Raw genomic sequence first — 18,522 nt, forward strand, 5'->3', positions numbered from 1 at the left:
TAGTCTTCCGGCACCCGAATTCCTGATTCGACTACGCAGCCAACCACCAGATGGCAGTTTGCCGCCTGTCTGGTGCGGAGAGCAGTGCAAAAGCGACTAGACTTGAATGCTGGACGGGATGGCCAGACGATCGCGTGCCACGCAAGTGGCCCGAGGAACGTCCGGGCTCCACAGAACAGGGTGGTGGGTAACGCCCACTCGGGGTAACCCGCAGGCCAGTGCCACAGAAAATAGACCGCCCGCACTTGTGCGGGTAAGGGTGAAACGGTGGTGTAAGAGACCACCAGCGCTCCGGGTGACCGGAGCGGCTCGGTAAACCCCACCCGGAGCAAGGTCAGACAGACTACTGGGTTGTTCGCTCAATGTAGTCGGGTGGACCGCTTGAGGGTGTCGGCAACGGCACTCCTAGATAGATGATCGTCACCGCGATTCGGGTAACCGACCGCGGCACAAAACCCGGCGTATCGGCCATCCCGTCCACCACAATCCCGTGCCTCCCGGGCGACCCGTGGGAAGTCAGGCTCAACAACTGCACCGAGCTTGGCATCAAGGATCGGCCGCGCGCACGCATTTGACCAACCCGAGGGCGACCGCCACGCTGCCGGCCCTCGTGCAGCCTGCTACCCGGACCACTTCCACGCACAGGCGCCGAACCCAGGGCATCCACAACCTGCAAGTTTCGGTTGAGCAGCGGACGACGCCTGACTAGACTGTCTCCTGCAAAACTCGACGCGTACGAAAGGACAACACCGTGCATCAACTGGACTTGATTCGTGCCGCCGCAGAAGACGTGGCCTCCGCCCGCATTCTCCTGAACGAACGAATCGAAGCGCTCGACGCCATCGTGGCGGCCGCCCTGGAACACGACATCCCGATGGCCAAGGTGGCCGAAGCCGCCCAGGTGGAAGGTCTGGACGAGATCCGGAAATCGCCGGTGTCGGCAGATACCGTACTTGTCGCCTGAACACCCCAGGGGGCCGGAGCACACGCCTCGCCCCGGCACCCCTGCCACAGCATTAGACTCAAGGCATGGAGTGGCTATTCTGGCTGATCGGGATACCGGTGCTGTGCATCGGTTTGCTGTGGGCTGCCTCCAAGTTCACCTTTCCCACCGAAGGCGGGGGTGACGGAGCCTCGGGCTTTTTCGATGCCCTGAACGCCTTCTACCAACCCTCCGGCATGGCCGCCCAACAGGCACGGGAGGAACAAAAACGCCAGGTCCTTGAGTCGGCCCAAGGCCAGGACAAGGACCCCCTTGCAGGTTTCCCGCACCAACCACCCGGCCACCCGCATGAGGCGGCCGACGGTTCCGATGATTCGCCACAGGAACCATGGACCCCGCGATAGTACAAAGCGATAAACGAATCGCGCCGCCGGCCACCCCCATCGAAGTCTCGTGCAGCGACGGGCAGATCCTGTACGGACACGTATTTGAACCGAACGGACGGGCCCCCGACACCTCGGACACGGTTCCGGTCAAGGGCATCGTGGTCATTGCCTGCGCTACCGGCGTGACGGCGCGATACTACCGCCGCTACGCCGCCTTTCTGGCGGAGCACGGCTTCAGCGCCATCACCTTCGACTACCGCGGGATCGGCGCCTCCGCACCCGTGTCGCTGCGCGGATTCCGGGCGCGATGGCATGACTGGGGCCTTTATGACATCGATGCGGTCCTCGGCTGGGCCCGGAACCACCACGTGCATCTGCCCCTGCACTTCGTGGGCCACAGCTTTGGCGGGTTCGGCGTCGGGCTTGCGCCCGAATCCCGCCACCTCACCCGCATCCTGACCGTCGGTGCGCAGCATGCACACTGGCGTGACTACGCGACGGGCCACCGCGCACGATTCATCGCCCGATGGCACCTGGTCATGCCGATGTTGACATTGGCCAGCGGATTCTTCCCGGGCAAGCGCAGCGGATGGCTCGAGGACCTGCCCCGGGGAGTCGCACTGGACTGGGCACGCGGCCGCAAGGACTTCACGTTGAATGCACCGCCCGCCTTGCGCAATAGACTCCGCGCCTCCCAACGTGGATTACAGGCACCCATCCTCGCGGTCGCCACCACCGACGACCCGTACGCCTCCGCGCCGGCGATCGCCCGCACCCTGGCCTACACACCGCACGCGCCGTCCACCACACGTTTCCTGGAACCGGGAGCCTACGGCCAGAAGGGCATCGGGCACTTCGGGCTTTTTCACGACATGCACAAGTCCACGTTCTGGCAGCAGACCTTGGTTTGGCTCGAGCACGGCGTTGATCCATGGGCCACGAAGGCGACTCCGTACCGGAGCCCAGGACGCACCCCGGCGTCCGAGACCCCGAAGAGCCAGTAGGTGTGAGAGACCTCACCGACCCGCACCGTGGATCTCCGCGCAGGCATACTAGAATGGTTTCGGGCCCTAGTGCTCCACGGGGGAATGATCCTGCTACCCCCTGAACAACCGTTTCTGCAAAGGTGCTTTTACGGTAACAACCGGCTTGAGGATCGCCAGCCGGCTGATTTGGAAGGATTTTCAGTGACCCAGCAGTCTGTCGAAGCCCTACAGGAATGGAGCGGGCGCGAAGAGCTCGCCGAGGCCATGATCCCGTTGATCGGGCGCCTGTACCGCAACAACAACGTGGTGACCTCCATTTATGGCCGCAAGCTGATCAACCAGTCGGCCATCAACATCCTCAAGGCACACCGCGTGGTCCGCCGCATCGAAGGCGAGGAGCTGCCCCTTGAGCAGACCATGCCGCTGCTGCAGGCCATCGAAACGCTGGACCTCGGGGCCGTCGCCATCGATCTGGGACGCCTGAACAAGAAGTTCACCGAATCCGGCTCCACCGATCTCACCGCTTTCCTCACCGAGGAACTGGGCGAGAAGGTCGGCAAGTCCGGCGCCACCGACGCCGAGCCCACCGACGTGGTCCTCTACGGTTTTGGCCGCATCGGCCGTCTGCTGGCCCGCATCCTCATCGAACGCGGCGGCTACGGGTTGCGCCTGCGCGCCATCGTTGTCCGCAAGGGCTCGGACGACGACATCGTCAAGCGCGCCTCGCTGCTGCGCCGCGACTCCGTCCACGGTCCGTTCGACGGCTCGATCACCGTGGATGAGGAGAACAACACCATCCTCGCCAACGGAACCCTGATCCAGGTCATCTACTCGAATGACCCGACCACCGTCGACTACACCGAATTCGGCATCGACAACGCCATCGTGGTGGACAACACCGGTCGCTGGCGCGACGAGGCAGGCCTCTCCCAGCACCTGCAGGCCAAAGGCGTTTCCCGCGTACTGCTGACCGCACCGGGCAAGGGCAACCTGAAGAACATCGTCCACGGCATCAACCACAAGGACATCACCGCCGAGGACAAGATCGTCACCGCCGCATCGTGCACCACCAATGCGATCACCCCGGTGCTCAAGGCCCTGAACGACCGCTTCGGCGTCATCCACGGCCACGTCGAGACGGTCCACTCGTTCACCAACGACCAGAACCTCATTGACAACTTCCACAAGGGCGAGCGTCGCGGCCGTTCGGCGGCGCTGAACATGGTCATCACCGAGACCGGTGCAGCCAAGGCCGTGGCCAAGGCCCTTCCGGAGCTCGAGGGTAAGCTGACTGGCAACGCCATCCGCGTTCCCACCCCCGATGTCTCGATGGCGATCCTGAACCTCAACCTTGAGACGGAGACGACCAAGGAAGAGCTCAACACCTACCTGCGCGAGGCATCCCTGGGAGCCGAGCTGCACAAGCAGATCGACTTCATCGATTCACCCGAGGTCGTCTCCTCCGACTTCGTCGGCTCGCGCCGCGCCGGCATCGTCGACGGCCTGGCAACCATCGCCACCGGCAAGAACGCCGTTGTCTACGTCTGGTACGACAACGAGTTCGGTTACTCCTGCCAAGTGGTCCGCGTCCTTGAAACCATGGCCGGCACGCACCCGCTGGCGGTTCCGGCCATGGCCGTGACCGAGCCTGCAGCGGTCTAGCTGGTCCTTCCCCAATCGGGGAATAGAAGCGGGCGCTGCCTTCCGGATAACCGGAAGGCAGCGCCCGCTTCTTGCATGGTGCCCGCATCCATGGCTCCCCGGCGAGGGGATGCGGGAACGGGTTTGTCTCAGTGGCCGAAGGGATCCTCGTCGGTTCCCGGCATCCACGTCAGGTTGGGCACGCCCCAGCCCAGTGACTTCTTGGCCTTCTTCCAGCGCCGCGCCCACTTGTCGTTGAGCTTGTCGACGTAGAGGTAGCCGTCAAGGTGGTCGTATTCATGCTGCATGATGCGGGCGAACCAGTCCGTAGCCTCGAAGGAGATCGCGTTCCCGTCGCCGTCAAATCCCTCGACCCGGGCGTAATCGGCGCGCTTGAGCGGGAAGTTCAGCGCGGGGGCCGAGAGGCACCCCTCGATCTCTTCTTCCGGATCCGGGTTGGCCTGCGAGACCTTTGAGAGGGTCAGGCGCGGGTTGACCACCACGCCGCGGGACGGAGCGCCGTCATCGTTCTCGTACGCGTAGGTGAAGATGCGCAGGCCCACGCCGATCTGCGGGGCAGCCAGGCCCACGCCGTTGGCCGCATCCATGGTGTCGTACATGTCGGTGATGAGTTCGCGCAATTCGTCGTTGAACTCGGTGACTTCCTGCGCGCGCGTGTGCAGCACGGGCTCGCCGTAAATGGTGACCGGACGAATACTCAAGGCTTCTCCTAGGGCTTTCAGGGGGATCGGGTAGGGGGGGAGGGGCGGGGGCGGCCCCCGGGACGATGGGCTTCAGGCGTGGGCGAGCAGCGAGGTGCAGATGCCTTCAGGCCTGTGCTTGCTGGTGATTCCGACGACTGTCGGCAGCTGCGCGGCCAGGAGCGCCTGCGCGACCGGGGTCTCCACGATGTGGCCACCGCTTGCGGTGCCTGGGCGCTGATCGACGTGGCCTTCTGGGGGGAACGGAGCTACACCGGGGCTGCCCGCGACCTCCCACGGAGAGCGGGGCATCCGGCGTTCCCCTCTCCCGGTCCAGGTGGCCGGTGGCGATCTCGCGGACGTGACCGTGGTCTTCACCGAAGATCCTGCGTTCCATCTGCTGGTCCGGCCCTCTCTGCCGTGCGACGACGTGAAGTGTGGTGGAATGACAAAAGCCGCTCCGGAAATTTCCGGAGCGGCTTCATTGGGGTGAGTAACGGGGATTGAACCCGCGACCTTCTGGACCACAACCAGACGCTCTGCCGACTGAGCTATACCCACCAAGTTCGCCCTGAGGCTAGCTGCCCTGCCGGTCGGAATCTCTTCCGAACTGCTGGGCAACGAGAACTATCTTACACATACTTTGAGGTTGAGTGCCAACTCGAAAGCCGCCCTTTGGCATGTGTTGTGCACCACAGTTCCTAATCAGCCGGTCTTTGCGCGATGATCCGGGCCGCTGCGGCCTTCGCCGACGCCGAATCCGGCCCCGGAGCTGGGACCATGACGGTGGCCCGGTAGTACTTCAATTCCTCGATGGAGTCCCGGATGTCGCCCAAGGCCCGGTGGTTGCCGGTCTTGGCTGGTGCCTGGAAGAACGCGCGCGGGTACCAGCGGCGGGCCAGCTCCTTGATCGTGGACACGTCCAGGATCCGGTAGTGCAGGTGTTCGGTGACCTCGGGCATGTCCCGGGACAGGAAGTTCTTGTCGGTGCCCACGGAGTTTCCCGCAAGCAGTGCCTTGTTGGCCTCCGGGGCGTGGGAACGGATGTAGTCCATGACCAGCTTTTGAGCCGCGTCCATCTCCAGGCCGGCGTCCAGCTCGGTGATCAGCCCGCTGGCAGTATGCATGTTGCGCACGAAGTCGCCCATTTGCTCCAGGGCGGCGGCGGGGGGCCTGATCACCACGTCGACCCCGTCACCCAGGATGTTGAGCTCGGCGTCCGTCACCAGGACCGCAACTTCGATCAACGCGTCATGTTCCAGGCTCAGGCCCGTCATCTCGCAGTCGATCCACACAATTTTTTCAGCTGATATAGGCACGGACCCCAATTTACCCGATTCCTTCGCGGGCGGACCGCGGTGCGGCCAGCGGGGGGAGCGGATCCGAAGCGCCCCCCTGGCAGCCGCGTCCACCAAGTTGCGATGTTCAGTGCCTGGCGGAGCTGCCCGTGGCGCTCAGTAGCCACAGCATCACGAAGACGACCAGCAGGGTGCCGGCCAAGGCGATCGAGGCGACGGTGCTCATCCCCAACAACGGGGAAGCAACCCCCAGCAGGACCGAAAGGAACGCACCCCAGCCCAGCAGGGAATGGTTGCGCACCGCACTGCCGACACTCTTTGCACGCCTGCCCACGGGTGTTGCCTCACTTCTGTGATCGATCAATGTTCCGACCCCCAGCCTATGCACCATCCGCGCGCACCAACCCGTTAGCCACGCCCGGTGCTCAGCCGGTGGCAGGTGCCGGCGGCAGGGCGCCGCACTTGCCCTGGCCTGCACCCGCCGACGCGCCCGTGGATGCGCCTACCGGTCCGGTCCGACCGAACAATGTGACCTCGCGCGCACCGGGGCCCGCTTCCGGGTCAAACCCAGCGGGCGATGCTAGGATCGGACTTGATTTTTTACGCGGACTTTAGCGCCCGTGGGCGCCGCCGCGACGCGACCGGACAGCCGGTGCGCAAGCCGAAAACACACCTGGTGGATCCAGCCAAGGTACGACGAATCAGGAGCGGGGCGCAGATGAAAGCGGTGCGATCCTCCGCCGGGACCACTAGCCAGGCGGGTCGCGGGCCGCACCTGTCCCCGCTGATCCAAGGCACCATCGGCTCGATCATGATCATGCTGGGATCCTTCGGTGTCGGCTGGCTCGCCAGTGTCTCCCCGCTGAACCGCTACCCGCTGCTGATCGCGATCCGCACCGACTACTGGGGCGTGGTTGCCGGAACCGTGGTGCTGACCCTGGGGTGTTGGATCCTGTTCCGCGCCTGGCTGCGGCTGGGCCAGCAGCTGGCCGGCTGGCCGGAGGGCTCGCTGCGAACCGTGAAGAAGGCCGTGTGGGCCTGGAGCGTCCCGATGTTGATGGCGCTGCCCATCTTCTCCCGCGACGTCTTCGCCTACATTGGCCAGGGACGACTGGTGGCCGCGGGCCAGGACCCATACGTCGATGGCATCTCCACCATGAACAACTGGTTCCAACTCGGCGCCGACATCACCTGGGCCGAGGACGAAACGCCCTACGGCCCCCTCTACCTGAACGTGGAGTTCTGGGTGAACCAGCTGGTGGGCACGAGCCCGGACCTCTCGGTGTTGATCTTCCGCCTGGTCGCATTCACCGGGGTGATCCTGTGCATGGTCTACGTGCCCAAGATCGCGGCGCTGCACAAGGTCTCCGGTGCCAAGGCCACGTGGATCTCGGTGGCCAACCCGCTGTTCCTGATCAGCTTCGTCGCCAGCGCGCACAACGACTCGCTGATGATCGGCCTGGCCCTGGCCGGCACCTACTACGCGGCCACCCGCCGGGGCGTGCTCGGCGTGGTGCTCATTGCCGCATCCATCGGCGTCAAGCCCATCACCCTGGTCCTGTTGCCTTTCATTGGCCTGCTGTGGGCGGGTCCCGACGCCGGATGGTGGAAGAAAATCCGCTACTGGGCCTATACGCTGCTGCTTGTCTTCGTGATCATGGCCGTCATCGGTTGGGCCAACGGCTACGGCTTCGGCTGGCTCAAGGTCATGCTGGGCACCGGCACCGGTGCCGTCATCTTCGCCCCCGTGGGCGCGCTCAACGCCCTGCTCTCCGGGGCGCTGTCGACCATGGGCGTGCCCAGCGACTGGCTGCTGCCGGCACTGAAGCTCATCGGCCGGCTCGCCTCCGTGGGGCTGGTCCTGCTGCTGATCTTCAAGGGCAAGTCCTCGCACCTGATCCAGCGCATGGCCCTGGCCTTCTCCGCGCTCGTGGTGCTCTCTCCAATCATCCAGCCCTGGTACATCCTGTGGCTGCTGCCCTTCTTCGCCATCACCGGCATCCGCGACGACTGGCAGCTGTTGTGGGTCTATGTCACCACCGCCTTCTTCATCGCCTTTGGCGCCGCGGACCAGCTGTTCATCTGGCAGTTCCTCTCCGACCTGGACCCGTGGGTCAAGCACCTGTCCACCGGGATTTCCTGGGCCGCGATGGCGTACCTGGCGTTCGTGGACCCGCGGACCCGGAAGCTCTTTGTCGCGACGCTGCCGACCCGGTTGGGCGGAGGCGCCGGGCCGCTGCGCACCGGGCGCAGGAGTCCCGGCGCCACGGCGAACGGTCCCGGGCCGCGCGAGGATCCCGAGGTGCCCAACCCGTGAGCAACCCCGCCGGGATCCCGGATTTCCCCGACCTTCGAGCCGGCCGACGCTTCGCCGGCACCACCCGCGCCCTCGAGGCGTTGCGTCAGCGCGGTTCCCGCATCCCCTTGCTGGGCCGGCTGACCGGCGGCGGGGAGAACTCCCCGGACATCGCCATCGCCCAGGGCCTGCTGGCATCGATCATGGTGATGGCCGGGTCCTGGGGCGTGGGCTGGATCCCGAGCTCGCAGGAATCCCTGCTGGCCCGCTCCAAGTTCCTGCTTCCGCTGCGCGTTGAGATGCTCGGGGTCATCATCTGCACGCTGCTGCTGGCTTTGGGCTCGATGCTGCTCTTCCGCGCGTGGCTGCGGCTTCGCCAGCGCGCCGGAGAACCGGGCACCGACCCGGTGGCCTCGATCGCCAAGTCCATTTGGGTGTGGTCGATCCCGCTGCTCTTTTCCTTCCCGATCCTCTCCAAGGACGTCTACTCCTACCTGGGCCAGGGGAGGCTCATGCATGCAGGCCTCTCGCCCTACACCGACTGGGTCTCCCAGCTGCCGGGCTGGTTCGCGCAGGGCTCCGACTCCCTGTGGGCCGAATCCACCTCGCCCTACGGTCCGCTCTTCCTGATGTACGCGCGGTTTGTCTATTTCGTCTCCGGCGGCGTGCCCGAATACGGGGTCATGCTCATGCGCCTGGTGGCGGTGGCCGGGGTCGCGTTGTGCGCCTGGGCGGTGGTGGCCCTGGCCAGGCTCACCGGCCGGGATGCGGCATGGCCGCTGTGGATCTCCGTGGCCAACCCGCTGTTCCTGCTGAACATGGTCGGCGGGGTGCACAATGACGGGCTGATGATCGGCGCCACCTTGCTGGGCTTCGTGCTGGTGGCCCGCAAGCGCCACCTGGCCGGCATCCTGGCGGCCGCCGCGGCCATCGCCATCAAGCCCATCGTGGTTCTGGTCCTGCCCTTCCTGGGCCTGGCGATGGTGGCGCGCAACGCACGAATGGGGAGCAAGATCCGCGCCTGGGTGTACACCGGGGCCGTTGCAACCGCGGTGATGGCACTGCTGGGCGCGGCCTCCGGGCTCTGGTTCGGGTGGATCCCGGCGATGGCAGGCGCCGGATCCGCGGCCTTCCCCTACGCCCCGGTCGGGCTGCTGGGCATGCTCGTCGGCTGGCTGGGCTCGCTGGCGGGCGGGGACCTGGACTTCATTGCCGGCATCGTGTTCTCGGTCTTCCGGCTTGCCTCCCTGGCCATCGTGTTCTGGCTGGCGGTCCGCCGCCCGGCCGGGCCGCCGCTGCTCTACGCCGGCTACGGGCTGGGCGCTGCGGTCGTGCTCGCGCCCATCATCCAGCCTTGGTACCTGCTCTGGCTGATCCCGTTCTTCGCCCTGAGCAGGCGCTACCCGGTGAATTGGGAACGCGCCCTGTACATCCTGTGCCTGCTGGTGCTGCTCTCCGGGGTGGTGGACCAGCTGTCCATCGGCCAGTGGTTCTCCCTGCTCTGGGTGCGGCTCTTCGCCGCGGCCATCTGCCTGGCCTACATGGGCTACCTGGTGTTCATCGACCCCAAGACCGCGGCGATCTTCGGCGCGGACCGCCGCCGGCCGCTGCTGCCGGGCAAGAAATAGCCCCTTCGTCCCCGCAAAACCCCCTCCAAAATCCCGAAGACCCCTAGAAATGAGGCAACCGGATCGTGATGCAACCGGTCAAGAACCTGTTCAACGCCCGTGAGGCCACGCGCCCGATCATCATCGGGCTGCTGGTGCTGACCGCAATCGGCGCGTCCATCGCCGTGCTGACCAAGCAGTGGTGCAGGAGCAACGGGTGGCCCGACGCGGAACAGCACCTGCACCTGTGCTACTCGGACTTCACCCAACTCTTCGGCACCCGGGGGATGGCCGACAAGCTCTTCCCGTACTTCACCGGGCTGCCGGCCGAGCAGGCGCTGGAATACCCGGTCCTGCTGGCCATCCTCGCCGGACTCACCGCGCTGGTGATCCCCGGCATCGGCTTCTCGCCCGAGCGCCAGCTGGCCTATTTCGACGTCAATTCCGCGGTGTCCTTCATCTGCTGGGCGGTCGTCGTGGTGGCCGTCGCCTACGCGGCGCGGCACCGCAGCCGGGACGCGATCATGGTGGCGCTGGCCCCCGGGATCATCCTCACGTCCCAGCTGAACTGGGACCTGTTGGCGGTGATGCTGGCGATGACGGGGCTGCTGGCCTTTTCCCGGAAGCACATTGTGTTGGCCGGGGTGTTGCTGGGCCTGGGCGCAGCGGCCAAGTTGTACCCGTTCTTCCTCTTTGGGGCGATCCTGGTGCTGTGCCTGCGCACTGGGCGGATGCGCCACTTCTGGGTGTCCCTGGCCTCCGGAGCGGTGGCCTGGCTGGCCGTCAACGTCCCGTTCATGCTCACCGCGTTCGACGAGTGGTCCCGCTTCTACACCTTCTCCGGGGACCGCCCGGCAGGCAACTCCTCGATGTGGCTCGCCTTCGTCTGGACCGGGATGGACGGCTCGACGATGTCCTACTTGTCCAACGGCCTCTTCGGGCTGGCCTGCCTGGGCATCGCCTGGCTGGGGCTCACCGCCACGCGCCGCCCGCGCCTGGCCCAGCTCGCGTTCCTGATCGTCGCCGCGTTCCTGCTGCTGGGCAAGGTCTACTCTCCGCAGTTCGTGATGTGGCTGATCCCGCTCTACGTGCTGGCACGGCCCAAGTGGCGCGAGTTCCTGGTGTGGCAGGGCATCGAGGTGTTCCACTGGATCTTCGTGTGGCTCTGGAGCGCCAAGTGGGTCTCCGGGCTGAAGTACTTCGGGGATTCCTGGACGATCGAGATCCTCTACGGCCTGGGCATCGTCGCGCACATGGGCATGCTCGTCTACCTTTGCGTCAAGATCATCGGCGACATCCGGAACCCCGAGCGCGACGTGGTGCGCACCGAGGGTCTCGACGATCCGCTGGCAGGGCCGCTGGAAGGGCTTGAGGACAGGTTCGTGCTGGGGAGCAAGACCGCGAACAGCCGATGATGTGTTGAGCGTCGCGTTGTTTGGGGATGAGCCGTCGAGTTCGGTGCCGATGCAAGGTTTCGACTTGTAGGTCTTGATCTTCGGTTATTGGCGGCGGCAAGCTGACGATAACCAAACTTAAGGCAAACGACCCAGCGCCAGATTTCGAAGGCTGCGCCGGGTCGTTCTAACGCGAAAGAGTCGCGCTAATGATCACGGTAAGTTATGCGCCCGCCGCTGTCGAATCTGATCTGCGTGGCGGCCTCCTTTCATGCCCCGAATGCGCCGGGGCATTGCGTCCGTGGGGCCATGCACGGGAACGACGGATCCGCATGGGAACCGCGGGGCCGTCCGTGTCGGTGTTTTGCCCGTTGCGGGCCCGGTGCACCGGATGCCGGATGACTCATGTGCTGTTGCCGGTTGTTCTGGCGGCACGGAAGGCTGATGAGGCTTTGGTGATCGCCGCAGCCATCGAAGCCAAGGCCCTCGAGGGGCTCGGCCACCGCTCCATCGCGGATCGGGTGGGCCGGCCGGTGAGCACGGTGCGTGGTTGGCTGCGGTCTTTCGGCTCTTCCGCCGCGTCCCTGTGTTCTTGGTTTCGGTCTCTGCTGCTCCGGGACGCGTCGGATGCCGCGTCGCTCTGGCCGCAGTCCGCCCGTGGAATTCTTGCCCAGGCCTTGGGGGTTCTGTTGGCCTATGCCCGGGTGGTGGGCGAGCGTTTTGCGGTCCCGGAAGCCAGTGCGGTTCCTTGGCATGCTGCCGCGTTGGCCAGCGCCGGGCCGTGGGTGTTCAGCGGCACCTGGTGGGTGAAAAGGCTTGCAACACCAATTGGCCCTGATAGGGCGGGGTGTTGATGGGCGAAAGTGGGCAACAAGCATGACCTGCGCCCCGGTGCAGGTGGTGCCGATAAATACCGTTTCCCTGAAAGGACACCGCCTTGATGCCACTTGCCCTGATCCCGGAACAGCGTCCGGAAACCTTCGTTGCAGCCGACCCTCCACCGGCAACACCGGCACCGTCCTCGGCTCCGGTGAAAGGACCGGTGAAACGCAGCGAACGCGCCGAGCAGATCGCCCTGTTCCGCTACCAGCTCATCCGGGAAGCAGCCGATGACCAGCTCGGTGCCAAGGCCCGAGGTGTCATGGTGCGCGCACTGGCCATCCAATACCATCCCTGGCCTTTCGGGGGCACCAAGCGGTTCTCCCGGGAAAGTATCGATCGCTGGATCAAGGCCTGGAAGAAGGACGGCTTTGACGGGTTGAAGCCAACCCAACGCGCCCAAGGCCCGATCACCGAGCCCCGGGTGCTGCTGCTGGCCGAGACCTTGAAGCGGGAGAAGCCTCACCGCACTGCCGCCCAAATCAAAAGGATCATCGCCACCACGCTGGGCGATGCACCCTCGGAAACGACGCTGCTGCGCCACTTCCGGTCCCTGGACATTTCCACCGGCGTTCCCGGGGCCGCCACCGGCCGCTTCGAAACCGAGGAATCCAACGAAATCTGGGTGGGAGATGCCCTGCATGGGCCGCGGATCGAGGGACGCAAAACCTATTTGTTCGCGTTCCTCGATGACCATTCCCGGATGGTGGTCGCCTCCCGGTGGGCCTTCGCCGAGGACACCGTCCGCCTGGCCGCGGTGCTGCGTCCGGCCCTGCAAACCCACGGAATACCACGTCAGGTCTATGTCGACAACGGCAGTGCCTTTGCTGACAAGGCACTTCAGCGGGTCACGGCGAAGCTGGGGATCAGGTTGGTTCATTCGGCCCCCTACCGCCCGCAGGGAAGGGGCAAAATTGAGCGGTTCTTCAATACCGTGACCCAGCAATTCCTGGGTGAAATCACCGTCACCAACCAGCCCTCGCTTCCGGGCACCGGGCAGGGATCGGAGATCTCCACCCTGCAAGAACTGAACGCGCTCTTCACCTCCTGGGTGCAGGTTCTCTATCACCGCACCATCCACTCCACCACCGGGCAAACACCGCTTGAGCGCTGGGATGCCAGCTGGGTCAAACGCACCCCGGTACGCAAATCCCCGGACCAGGTCAGTGAGGCATTCCTCTGGTCCGAGAAACGTAAGGTCACCAAGACTGCCACGATCTCCCTGCTGGGCAACACCTACCAGGTGGACCCGGTGCTGGCAGGAACCCGGGTCGAACTCATCTATGATCCCTTCGACCTGGCCGCCCCCATCGCCGTGCACTCCCACCTGGGAGTCCCGGCCGGAACCGCGACCCTGCTTCAGATTCGTCGGCACGTGCACCCGAAGGCCAAGAATGCGGCCGCCGACCGGGACGCCGGAGCCCAAAACGTTTCCACCGGTATCGATTACCTGCGCCTGCTCGAGGACCAACACAAACACACCATGAGCGGGGCTCCGATCAGCTTCGAGAAACTCGCCACCCCGTCCAGAAACACCGACACCGCCAAAGCGCACCACCGCCAGGAGAACACGCCGTGAGCATCACGTCACTGCAAAGCCATTACGGTTTTTCCCGCATGCCCTTCAGCGCGGACATCCCGCCCCAGGCGCTGCATCCGCACCCCGGGCACCGCGAGGCGATCGCCCGGATCCACTGGTGCATCGGCCAACGCCAAATGGGTGTGATCACCGGGGAGGTCGGTGCCGGGAAAACCGTCGCGGTGCGCGCGGCACTGGCCGGGCTCGAGGCCTCCCGCCACCAGGTCATCTATCTTCCGGACCCGACCATCACCATGCGCGGCATCCATGCCACCATCGTTTCGGCCCTGGGCGGCCAGCCATCCTTCTATTCCGGGGTACTGGCCACCCAAACCGCGGCACTGCTGGCCGGGGAGCTGGACGAGCGTTCCCGCCTGCCGGTCGTGGTCATCGACGAGGCGCACCTTTTGAGCAACACCGAGCTGGAATCCCTGCGCATGCTCACCAACACGGCCCTTGATACCGGGTCCCACTTCGCATTGCTGCTCATTGGGCAACCCACGCTGCGCAGGCGCCTGAAGATGGCCGTCCTGGCCGCGCTGGACCAGCGCATCGGCACCCGTTTCACCCTCACCGGCATGAACCTTGCCGACACAGCCAGCTATATCAAAGCGCATCTCGGTTTTGCGGGCAGATCGGACACGCTGTTCTCCGAGGATGCCGTTACCGCCATCCACCAGGCCTCCCGGGGTTACCCGCGAGCGGTGAACAACCTCGCCGTCTCCGCGTTGATCGCCACCTACGCCGGCAACAAGACCATCGTCGACCAGGCCGCGGCGCAATCCGCGATCACCGAAAACAGCGAATAGGAGCCCGGCACCGACGACGACCACGCCGTCAGCAAGACAACGAATGCCCTGCCGAAACCCCTCGGCAGGGCATTTCCATGGGCGGCTCGTCGTCAAACCCGGTGACGCGAAGATCGTCAAACAACGCGACGGTCAACATGATGCCCGGCAACCGGCCGGCGTAATCCCGGTCTGACCCCACGCTGAACCGGCGGGATGGGATCCAGGACAACCTGGCTCCCATCCCGCTTTTGCGTACCCGGGCGGGCGGCCGGCAGCAGGGCCTGCATTCCGGGGGGACTTTTCCCACGACCCGTATATCGTGGGGAAGTGGTGGGCACCGGCCCGGAAAGCGCGCAGGGGCCGCACCGGTCCGGTGCGGCCCCCGTTGGAAGTCCCTGGCTTAAACTGTCGCTAGCGACCCAGGTACTCCGAGCAGACAGCCGCCACGGGGATGTCGCGGTGCAACACCAGCAGCCCTTCGTCGAGAGGAGCCACTTCCTCGAATCCCAGGGCGTGCGCGCGTTCCAGTGCCTGCGGCGGGCTCAGTGGATCCCAGCCGCCGAGTTCCTGCTCGTTGAAGTCGATGATCATCCAGTTGGAGAGCTCGGTGCCGATGTCCCCGTGCATGCCCACATAGGTGCGGGTGGTCAGGTGCGGCACCAGCGTGTCGGCTGCCTCGACGCACACGCCGTCGGGGATCATCGCCACGGCCCGTTCCTTGGCGGCGACCAGTGTGCCGGGTGCCCAGTTTGCGCCGGTGAGCGTGCGGCCCAACGGGAACACCGAATGGAAGAACAACGTGCCGACCAGCGCGAAAGCCAGCAGCCAGGCCGGTGCAATGACCCGGATTTTTTTCCAGCCGAAGCGCTCCATGAGCTTGCCCAGCACGTGCACGGCGGAGAGGATGAGGATCGGGGCCATGATCGCGTCGTATTGGTACACCGGAGCCCAGGTGTTCAGGCGGTCGTTGAACAGCCGGCTCAGCAGCATCGGCGCACCCAGGATGACGTACGGGGAGGCCAGCGGCAACAGGGCCAGCGGCAGGAAGCTCAGCAGCCACAGCGCGACCTTGAGCTCGTGGTCGAACAGGATGGCGATCGACTGGAACGGGTGGGTCAGCAGGAAGAGGATCGCCGCCCCGGCGCTGGCGCCCAGGGCGGTGTACTGCCAGTAGGTGAATTCACCGGCGGGGGAGAAGAGCGGAATCAGGTAGCTGGTGACAGCCACGTAGCCGCCCAGGCCCGCGGCCGCCAGCAGCGCGGCCTTGGCCCACTGCTTGTGGAAGAGCATGACGATGCCGATGGCCACGATGGTGATGCCCATGTCCTCGCGCACCAGCAGCAGCACGGCGGACAGGCCCACAACCAGCCAGTGGCGGGTGCGGTCGAAGGCCCAGATGATCCACGCCATGACCGGCACGCCGAACGCGACCTCGTGGAATTCCCAGTTCACGATCGCCTGGAACGGCCACCACAGCAGCATCGCCGAGGCGGTGAGCAGGGCGCCGAGGTGCCCGAAGCGCGGCCTGGTGAACAGGTAGACGGGGATCGCGGTGGAAATGAGCAGCAGCGTCAGGACGATGCCCAGCATCCGCGGGTCGTTCCAGATCCAGTAGAACGGTGCCAGCAGCGCCAGGATCGGGTGGAAGTGGTCGCCCAGCAGGTTGAAGTCCACGCCCTTGATCGGCACGATCGGTGCCTTGAACATGGCGTATTGCCGGGCGGCCTGGTCGAAGATGCCCAGGTCGTAGCCGCGGGATTCGAAGTTGGCAAAACGCAGGAAAGAGTGTGCAACGTACAACACCCCCGCGAGGACCATTGCCGTTCCCAGTTGCAGTTTCTGGGCGCGGCTCACGGGAGCGGGGGTGTTGTTGGGCATGGACTCGAGTTTATCCGCAAGTCGCTGCGTGGACGATTCGATGGTGTTACTTGGCGGGAGCCAGACCGGTGCGGGCCATCGCGTCGGCGTAGGCCGCGTAGATTTCCTCAAGGTGGGCTTGCTGGCGCTCCGGGGAGCCGGCAAAGGCGCGCCCGTCCAGCGACTTGACCTTGTAGGTCTTGAATCCGCGACGCCACAGCAGCGGGTTCTGGGTCTTGACCAATTGCTCGGAGAGGCGGTGCGCCTCGGTGCCGTGGGCGATCAGGACCGATGCGCGCGGCACGACCTTGAGCAGACGCAGCAGCGGCTTGAGGCCCGAGGTGATCTGCGGCGGGGTGAACTTGCCGTTGGCCTCGCCCGGGGTGTGCCACGGGTGCACGTTCCACGGCAGGATGTACTCGGGACGCAGCCCCAGCTGCCATTGCATGCCCAGCATGCGCGTGGCGGCTTCCTGCGAGCCGGCGTCGATGAATCCGCTCTCATGGGCCACACCGATGTTGGAGTACAGCGAGATGATCCGCGCCTCCTCGATGTTGTGCATCGGATCCACGTAGGAAACGGAGGTGGCGGGTCGAAGCGCGCGGGTCTCGTCCAGAAGACGGTTGACGGGTTCGATCTGCTCCTCGTAGCGGCGTTCCATGAGGGAGTGTTCGACGTGGTCCGGGGCAATGGCTGTCATGAAGGTGAGGTTCTCCTGCTGGTGGTACGGAGACATGGGGCGTCGTTGCGGGCGCGCGTCATCCAAGGGGCGACGCACGTCCATAACCATGTCAATGCTGCTAGAGCGGGGGGAGTGGGATCGAAGTGGTTCCGGTGGCTGTCATGCCCCAAGGTGAACGCAGGGTTGATCCACGCTTAACAATAGCCGCTCGCGGGCCGTTTGGGCAGGCTCGGCCGCCACGAGCCGAGGGTGATGATTGGCACAGATCCCGCATCGGGGCACACAATCGGTGGGCTTACTTGGTGCTTTCTTCATGGCCCGCCGCCTTGACCGCGTGCTTCCCCGCGGGCCGGACCCGGGGCTGCGCGGTCGGACGGCGCGGGTGCAAGCACATAGGATTGACCGTGGTCGGCCACCGGGGGGAACATGCCGTGGCATGCCCGGAGGGCCACCGTTAGCGCATCACCAGACCCACGATCGATTGAGGCATCCAGCCAAATGAATGAAAAGATCCCGAACGAGCCGCACAAGGCCGTCTTGCGCACCGCGGTGGCTGCGACCGTCGTGATTGCCGTCGGCGCATTCGTATTGTCCTTTGCCGCCCTGACCGACCTTGCCCAGCGCTCGGGCATCGACGAAAACCTGGCCTGGATCTGGCCGGTCATCGTTGACGGCATGATCGTGGCCTCCACGGTGGCCATCGTTGCGCTTAACGGCCACGACCGCCGCGCCATGATCTACCCGTGGACGCTGCTCTTCTTCGGCGCCTTCGTCTCCACGGCAGCGAACTCCGTGCACGCAATCCTGACCGTCGGCGCCATGCAGTCCGACATCCCGCCGGTGGTTTCCGCGCTGGTGGCGGCCATGCCGCCGGTCGTCCTGCTGGCGATCACCCACCTCACAGTGCACATGTACCAGAAGAAGGCAGAAGCCGCCGAGCGTCGCGCCATTGCGTCATACGACGAGGAGGCTGTCGAGGCCGAGAAATACGGGCTGGCCTACGACGACGGCTTCCAGGCTGCCATGAGCGATGCACAGGCAGCCGAGGCCGAACGCCTGGTTGCGGCCAAGGAGCAGCTGGCCGAAGCCACCGCACGGGCCCGGGCCGAGGGCCGTGCCGACGCCGGCAAGAGCGCCCCGGGCGCAAAACCGGCCGCGGCCCCGTCCGCCGGAGCGAAGAACCCGGCCGCCGCTGCTTCCAACGCAGCCCAGGCTTTCCCTTCGGGCAAGGCCCAGGCCATGGATGCCAACGGCCCCTCGCCGCTCTACGACGAGGTTGCCCAATCGCTGGATGCCAAGAACTAGGCACCTGCGCCCACCCGCTGAAGCCCGCGGACCGTTGTTCCAGGGATTTGTCCCCCGCCTCAACGGGCCGCGGGCTTTTCCATGCCCTCCCGCAAGAGGGACAAACTTTGGGACCGCTGCCGCGCCGCCACAAATGACGGGAAGCGGCAGTTGATAAGCTGATCCGTGAGCACCCCC

Annotated in this window: 17 protein-coding genes, 1 tRNA gene and 1 other RNA gene; 12 read left to right on the top strand and 7 right to left on the bottom strand. The window is 65.4% G+C overall.

Translation table 11 applies throughout. The features are described 5' to 3' along the window. The first annotated feature begins 114 nt into the window (after window positions 1-114). The 5 genes from rnpB to Q2T94_RS17900 all read left to right on the top strand — a co-directional run bounded on the left by rnpB (window position 115) and on the right by Q2T94_RS17900 (window position 3,977). An RNA gene (rnpB, locus tag Q2T94_RS17880) (RNase P RNA component class A) lies at window positions 115-480 on the top strand. A gap of 271 nt (window positions 481-751) precedes the next feature. Beyond that, on the top strand, window positions 752-964 hold the full coding sequence (locus tag Q2T94_RS17885) for a hypothetical protein (protein WP_264269657.1): 213 nt from the start codon (window positions 752-754) through the stop codon (window positions 962-964). 65 nt (window positions 965-1,029) lie between these two features. Then, complete coding sequence (locus tag Q2T94_RS17890) at window positions 1,030-1,347, top strand: hypothetical protein (RefSeq protein WP_302266023.1); 318 nt, start codon at window positions 1,030-1,032, stop codon at window positions 1,345-1,347. Further along, window positions 1,332-2,333 carry an alpha/beta hydrolase family protein gene (locus tag Q2T94_RS17895; protein WP_302266024.1) on the top strand — a complete coding sequence of 334 codons (1,002 nt, stop codon included), beginning with the start codon at window positions 1,332-1,334 and terminating at the stop codon, window positions 2,331-2,333. Before Q2T94_RS17890 ends, Q2T94_RS17895 begins: the two co-directional genes overlap by 16 nt. A 183-nt stretch (window positions 2,334-2,516) precedes the next feature. Continuing rightward, on the top strand, window positions 2,517-3,977 hold the full coding sequence (locus Q2T94_RS17900; RefSeq protein WP_264269654.1) for a glyceraldehyde-3-phosphate dehydrogenase: 1,461 nt from the start codon (window positions 2,517-2,519) through the stop codon (window positions 3,975-3,977). Window positions 3,978-4,105: 128 nt separating this feature from the next. Here the strand turns inward: Q2T94_RS17900 and def are convergent, their stop codons facing one another. The 5 genes from def to Q2T94_RS17925 all read right to left on the bottom strand — a co-directional run bounded on the left by def (window position 4,106) and on the right by Q2T94_RS17925 (window position 6,289). After that, window positions 4,106-4,678 carry a peptide deformylase gene (gene def / locus Q2T94_RS17905; RefSeq protein ID WP_302266025.1) on the bottom strand — a complete coding sequence of 191 codons (573 nt, stop codon included), beginning with the start codon at window positions 4,676-4,678 and terminating at the stop codon, window positions 4,106-4,108. Between the two features lie 72 nt (window positions 4,679-4,750). Beyond that, the gene (locus Q2T94_RS17910) at window positions 4,751-4,969 is read right to left on the bottom strand and encodes a hypothetical protein (RefSeq protein WP_264271223.1); all 219 of its coding nucleotides are present in this window, start codon (window positions 4,967-4,969) and stop codon (window positions 4,751-4,753) included. A 173-nt stretch (window positions 4,970-5,142) separates the two neighbouring features. After that, window positions 5,143-5,218 (bottom strand) — tRNA-His (locus Q2T94_RS17915). 140 nt (window positions 5,219-5,358) lie between these two features. Continuing rightward, complete coding sequence (gene orn / locus Q2T94_RS17920) at window positions 5,359-5,976, bottom strand: oligoribonuclease (protein WP_302266026.1); 618 nt, start codon at window positions 5,974-5,976, stop codon at window positions 5,359-5,361. A gap of 106 nt (window positions 5,977-6,082) precedes the next feature. Continuing rightward, window positions 6,083-6,289 carry a hypothetical protein gene (locus Q2T94_RS17925; RefSeq protein WP_302266027.1) on the bottom strand — a complete coding sequence of 69 codons (207 nt, stop codon included), beginning with the start codon at window positions 6,287-6,289 and terminating at the stop codon, window positions 6,083-6,085. A gap of 258 nt (window positions 6,290-6,547) precedes the next feature. Between Q2T94_RS17925 and mptB (Q2T94_RS17930) the strand changes: the two genes are divergently transcribed. The 6 genes from mptB (Q2T94_RS17930) to Q2T94_RS17955 all read left to right on the top strand — a co-directional run bounded on the left by mptB (Q2T94_RS17930) (window position 6,548) and on the right by Q2T94_RS17955 (window position 14,519). Continuing rightward, window positions 6,548-8,272 carry a polyprenol phosphomannose-dependent alpha 1,6 mannosyltransferase MptB gene (gene mptB / locus Q2T94_RS17930; RefSeq protein ID WP_302266028.1) on the top strand — a complete coding sequence of 575 codons (1,725 nt, stop codon included), beginning with the start codon at window positions 6,548-6,550 and terminating at the stop codon, window positions 8,270-8,272. Next, complete coding sequence (gene mptB, locus Q2T94_RS17935; RefSeq protein ID WP_302266029.1) at window positions 8,269-9,879, top strand: polyprenol phosphomannose-dependent alpha 1,6 mannosyltransferase MptB; 1,611 nt, start codon at window positions 8,269-8,271, stop codon at window positions 9,877-9,879. The genes mptB (Q2T94_RS17930) and mptB (Q2T94_RS17935) overlap by 4 nt, the downstream gene beginning before the upstream one ends. Window positions 9,880-9,947: 68 nt before the next feature. Continuing rightward, entirely contained in the window at window positions 9,948-11,273 is a 1,326-nt protein-coding gene (locus Q2T94_RS17940) for a glycosyltransferase family 87 protein (RefSeq protein WP_264271294.1), read from the top strand. Window positions 11,274-11,461: 188 nt separating this feature from the next. Then, window positions 11,462-12,106, top strand: coding sequence for a DUF6431 domain-containing protein (locus Q2T94_RS17945; RefSeq protein WP_302263213.1), 645 nt, complete (start codon window positions 11,462-11,464; stop codon window positions 12,104-12,106). Window positions 12,107-12,192: 86 nt separating this feature from the next. Next, window positions 12,193-13,710: a DDE-type integrase/transposase/recombinase gene (locus tag Q2T94_RS17950; RefSeq protein ID WP_302263214.1), complete on the top strand. Its 1,518-nt coding sequence runs from the start codon at window positions 12,193-12,195 to the stop codon at window positions 13,708-13,710. Beyond that, a complete protein-coding gene (locus Q2T94_RS17955; RefSeq protein WP_302263215.1) occupies window positions 13,707-14,519 on the top strand; it encodes an ExeA family protein in 813 nt (270 codons plus the stop codon). Before Q2T94_RS17950 ends, Q2T94_RS17955 begins: the two co-directional genes overlap by 4 nt. 393 nt (window positions 14,520-14,912) lie before the next feature. On the opposite strand, the gene Q2T94_RS17960 is transcribed toward Q2T94_RS17955, so the two are convergent. Then, the gene (locus Q2T94_RS17960) at window positions 14,913-16,379 is read right to left on the bottom strand and encodes a DUF2079 domain-containing protein (RefSeq protein ID WP_302266030.1); all 1,467 of its coding nucleotides are present in this window, start codon (window positions 16,377-16,379) and stop codon (window positions 14,913-14,915) included. Between the two features lie 46 nt (window positions 16,380-16,425). After that, on the bottom strand, window positions 16,426-17,058 hold the full coding sequence (locus Q2T94_RS17965; RefSeq protein WP_217388294.1) for a uracil-DNA glycosylase family protein: 633 nt from the start codon (window positions 17,056-17,058) through the stop codon (window positions 16,426-16,428). Between the two features lie 480 nt (window positions 17,059-17,538). On the opposite strand from Q2T94_RS17965, the gene Q2T94_RS17970 reads away from it, so the two are divergent. After that, window positions 17,539-18,345 (top strand): DUF2637 domain-containing protein, encoded by an 807-nt coding sequence (locus Q2T94_RS17970; RefSeq protein ID WP_302266031.1) that lies wholly within the window; start codon window positions 17,539-17,541, stop codon window positions 18,343-18,345. The last annotated feature ends 177 nt before the right edge of the window (window positions 18,346-18,522 follow it).

The organism is Paeniglutamicibacter sulfureus (genome assembly GCF_030512175.1).
Classification (GTDB): Bacteria; Actinomycetota; Actinomycetes; order Actinomycetales; family Micrococcaceae; genus Paeniglutamicibacter; species Paeniglutamicibacter sulfureus.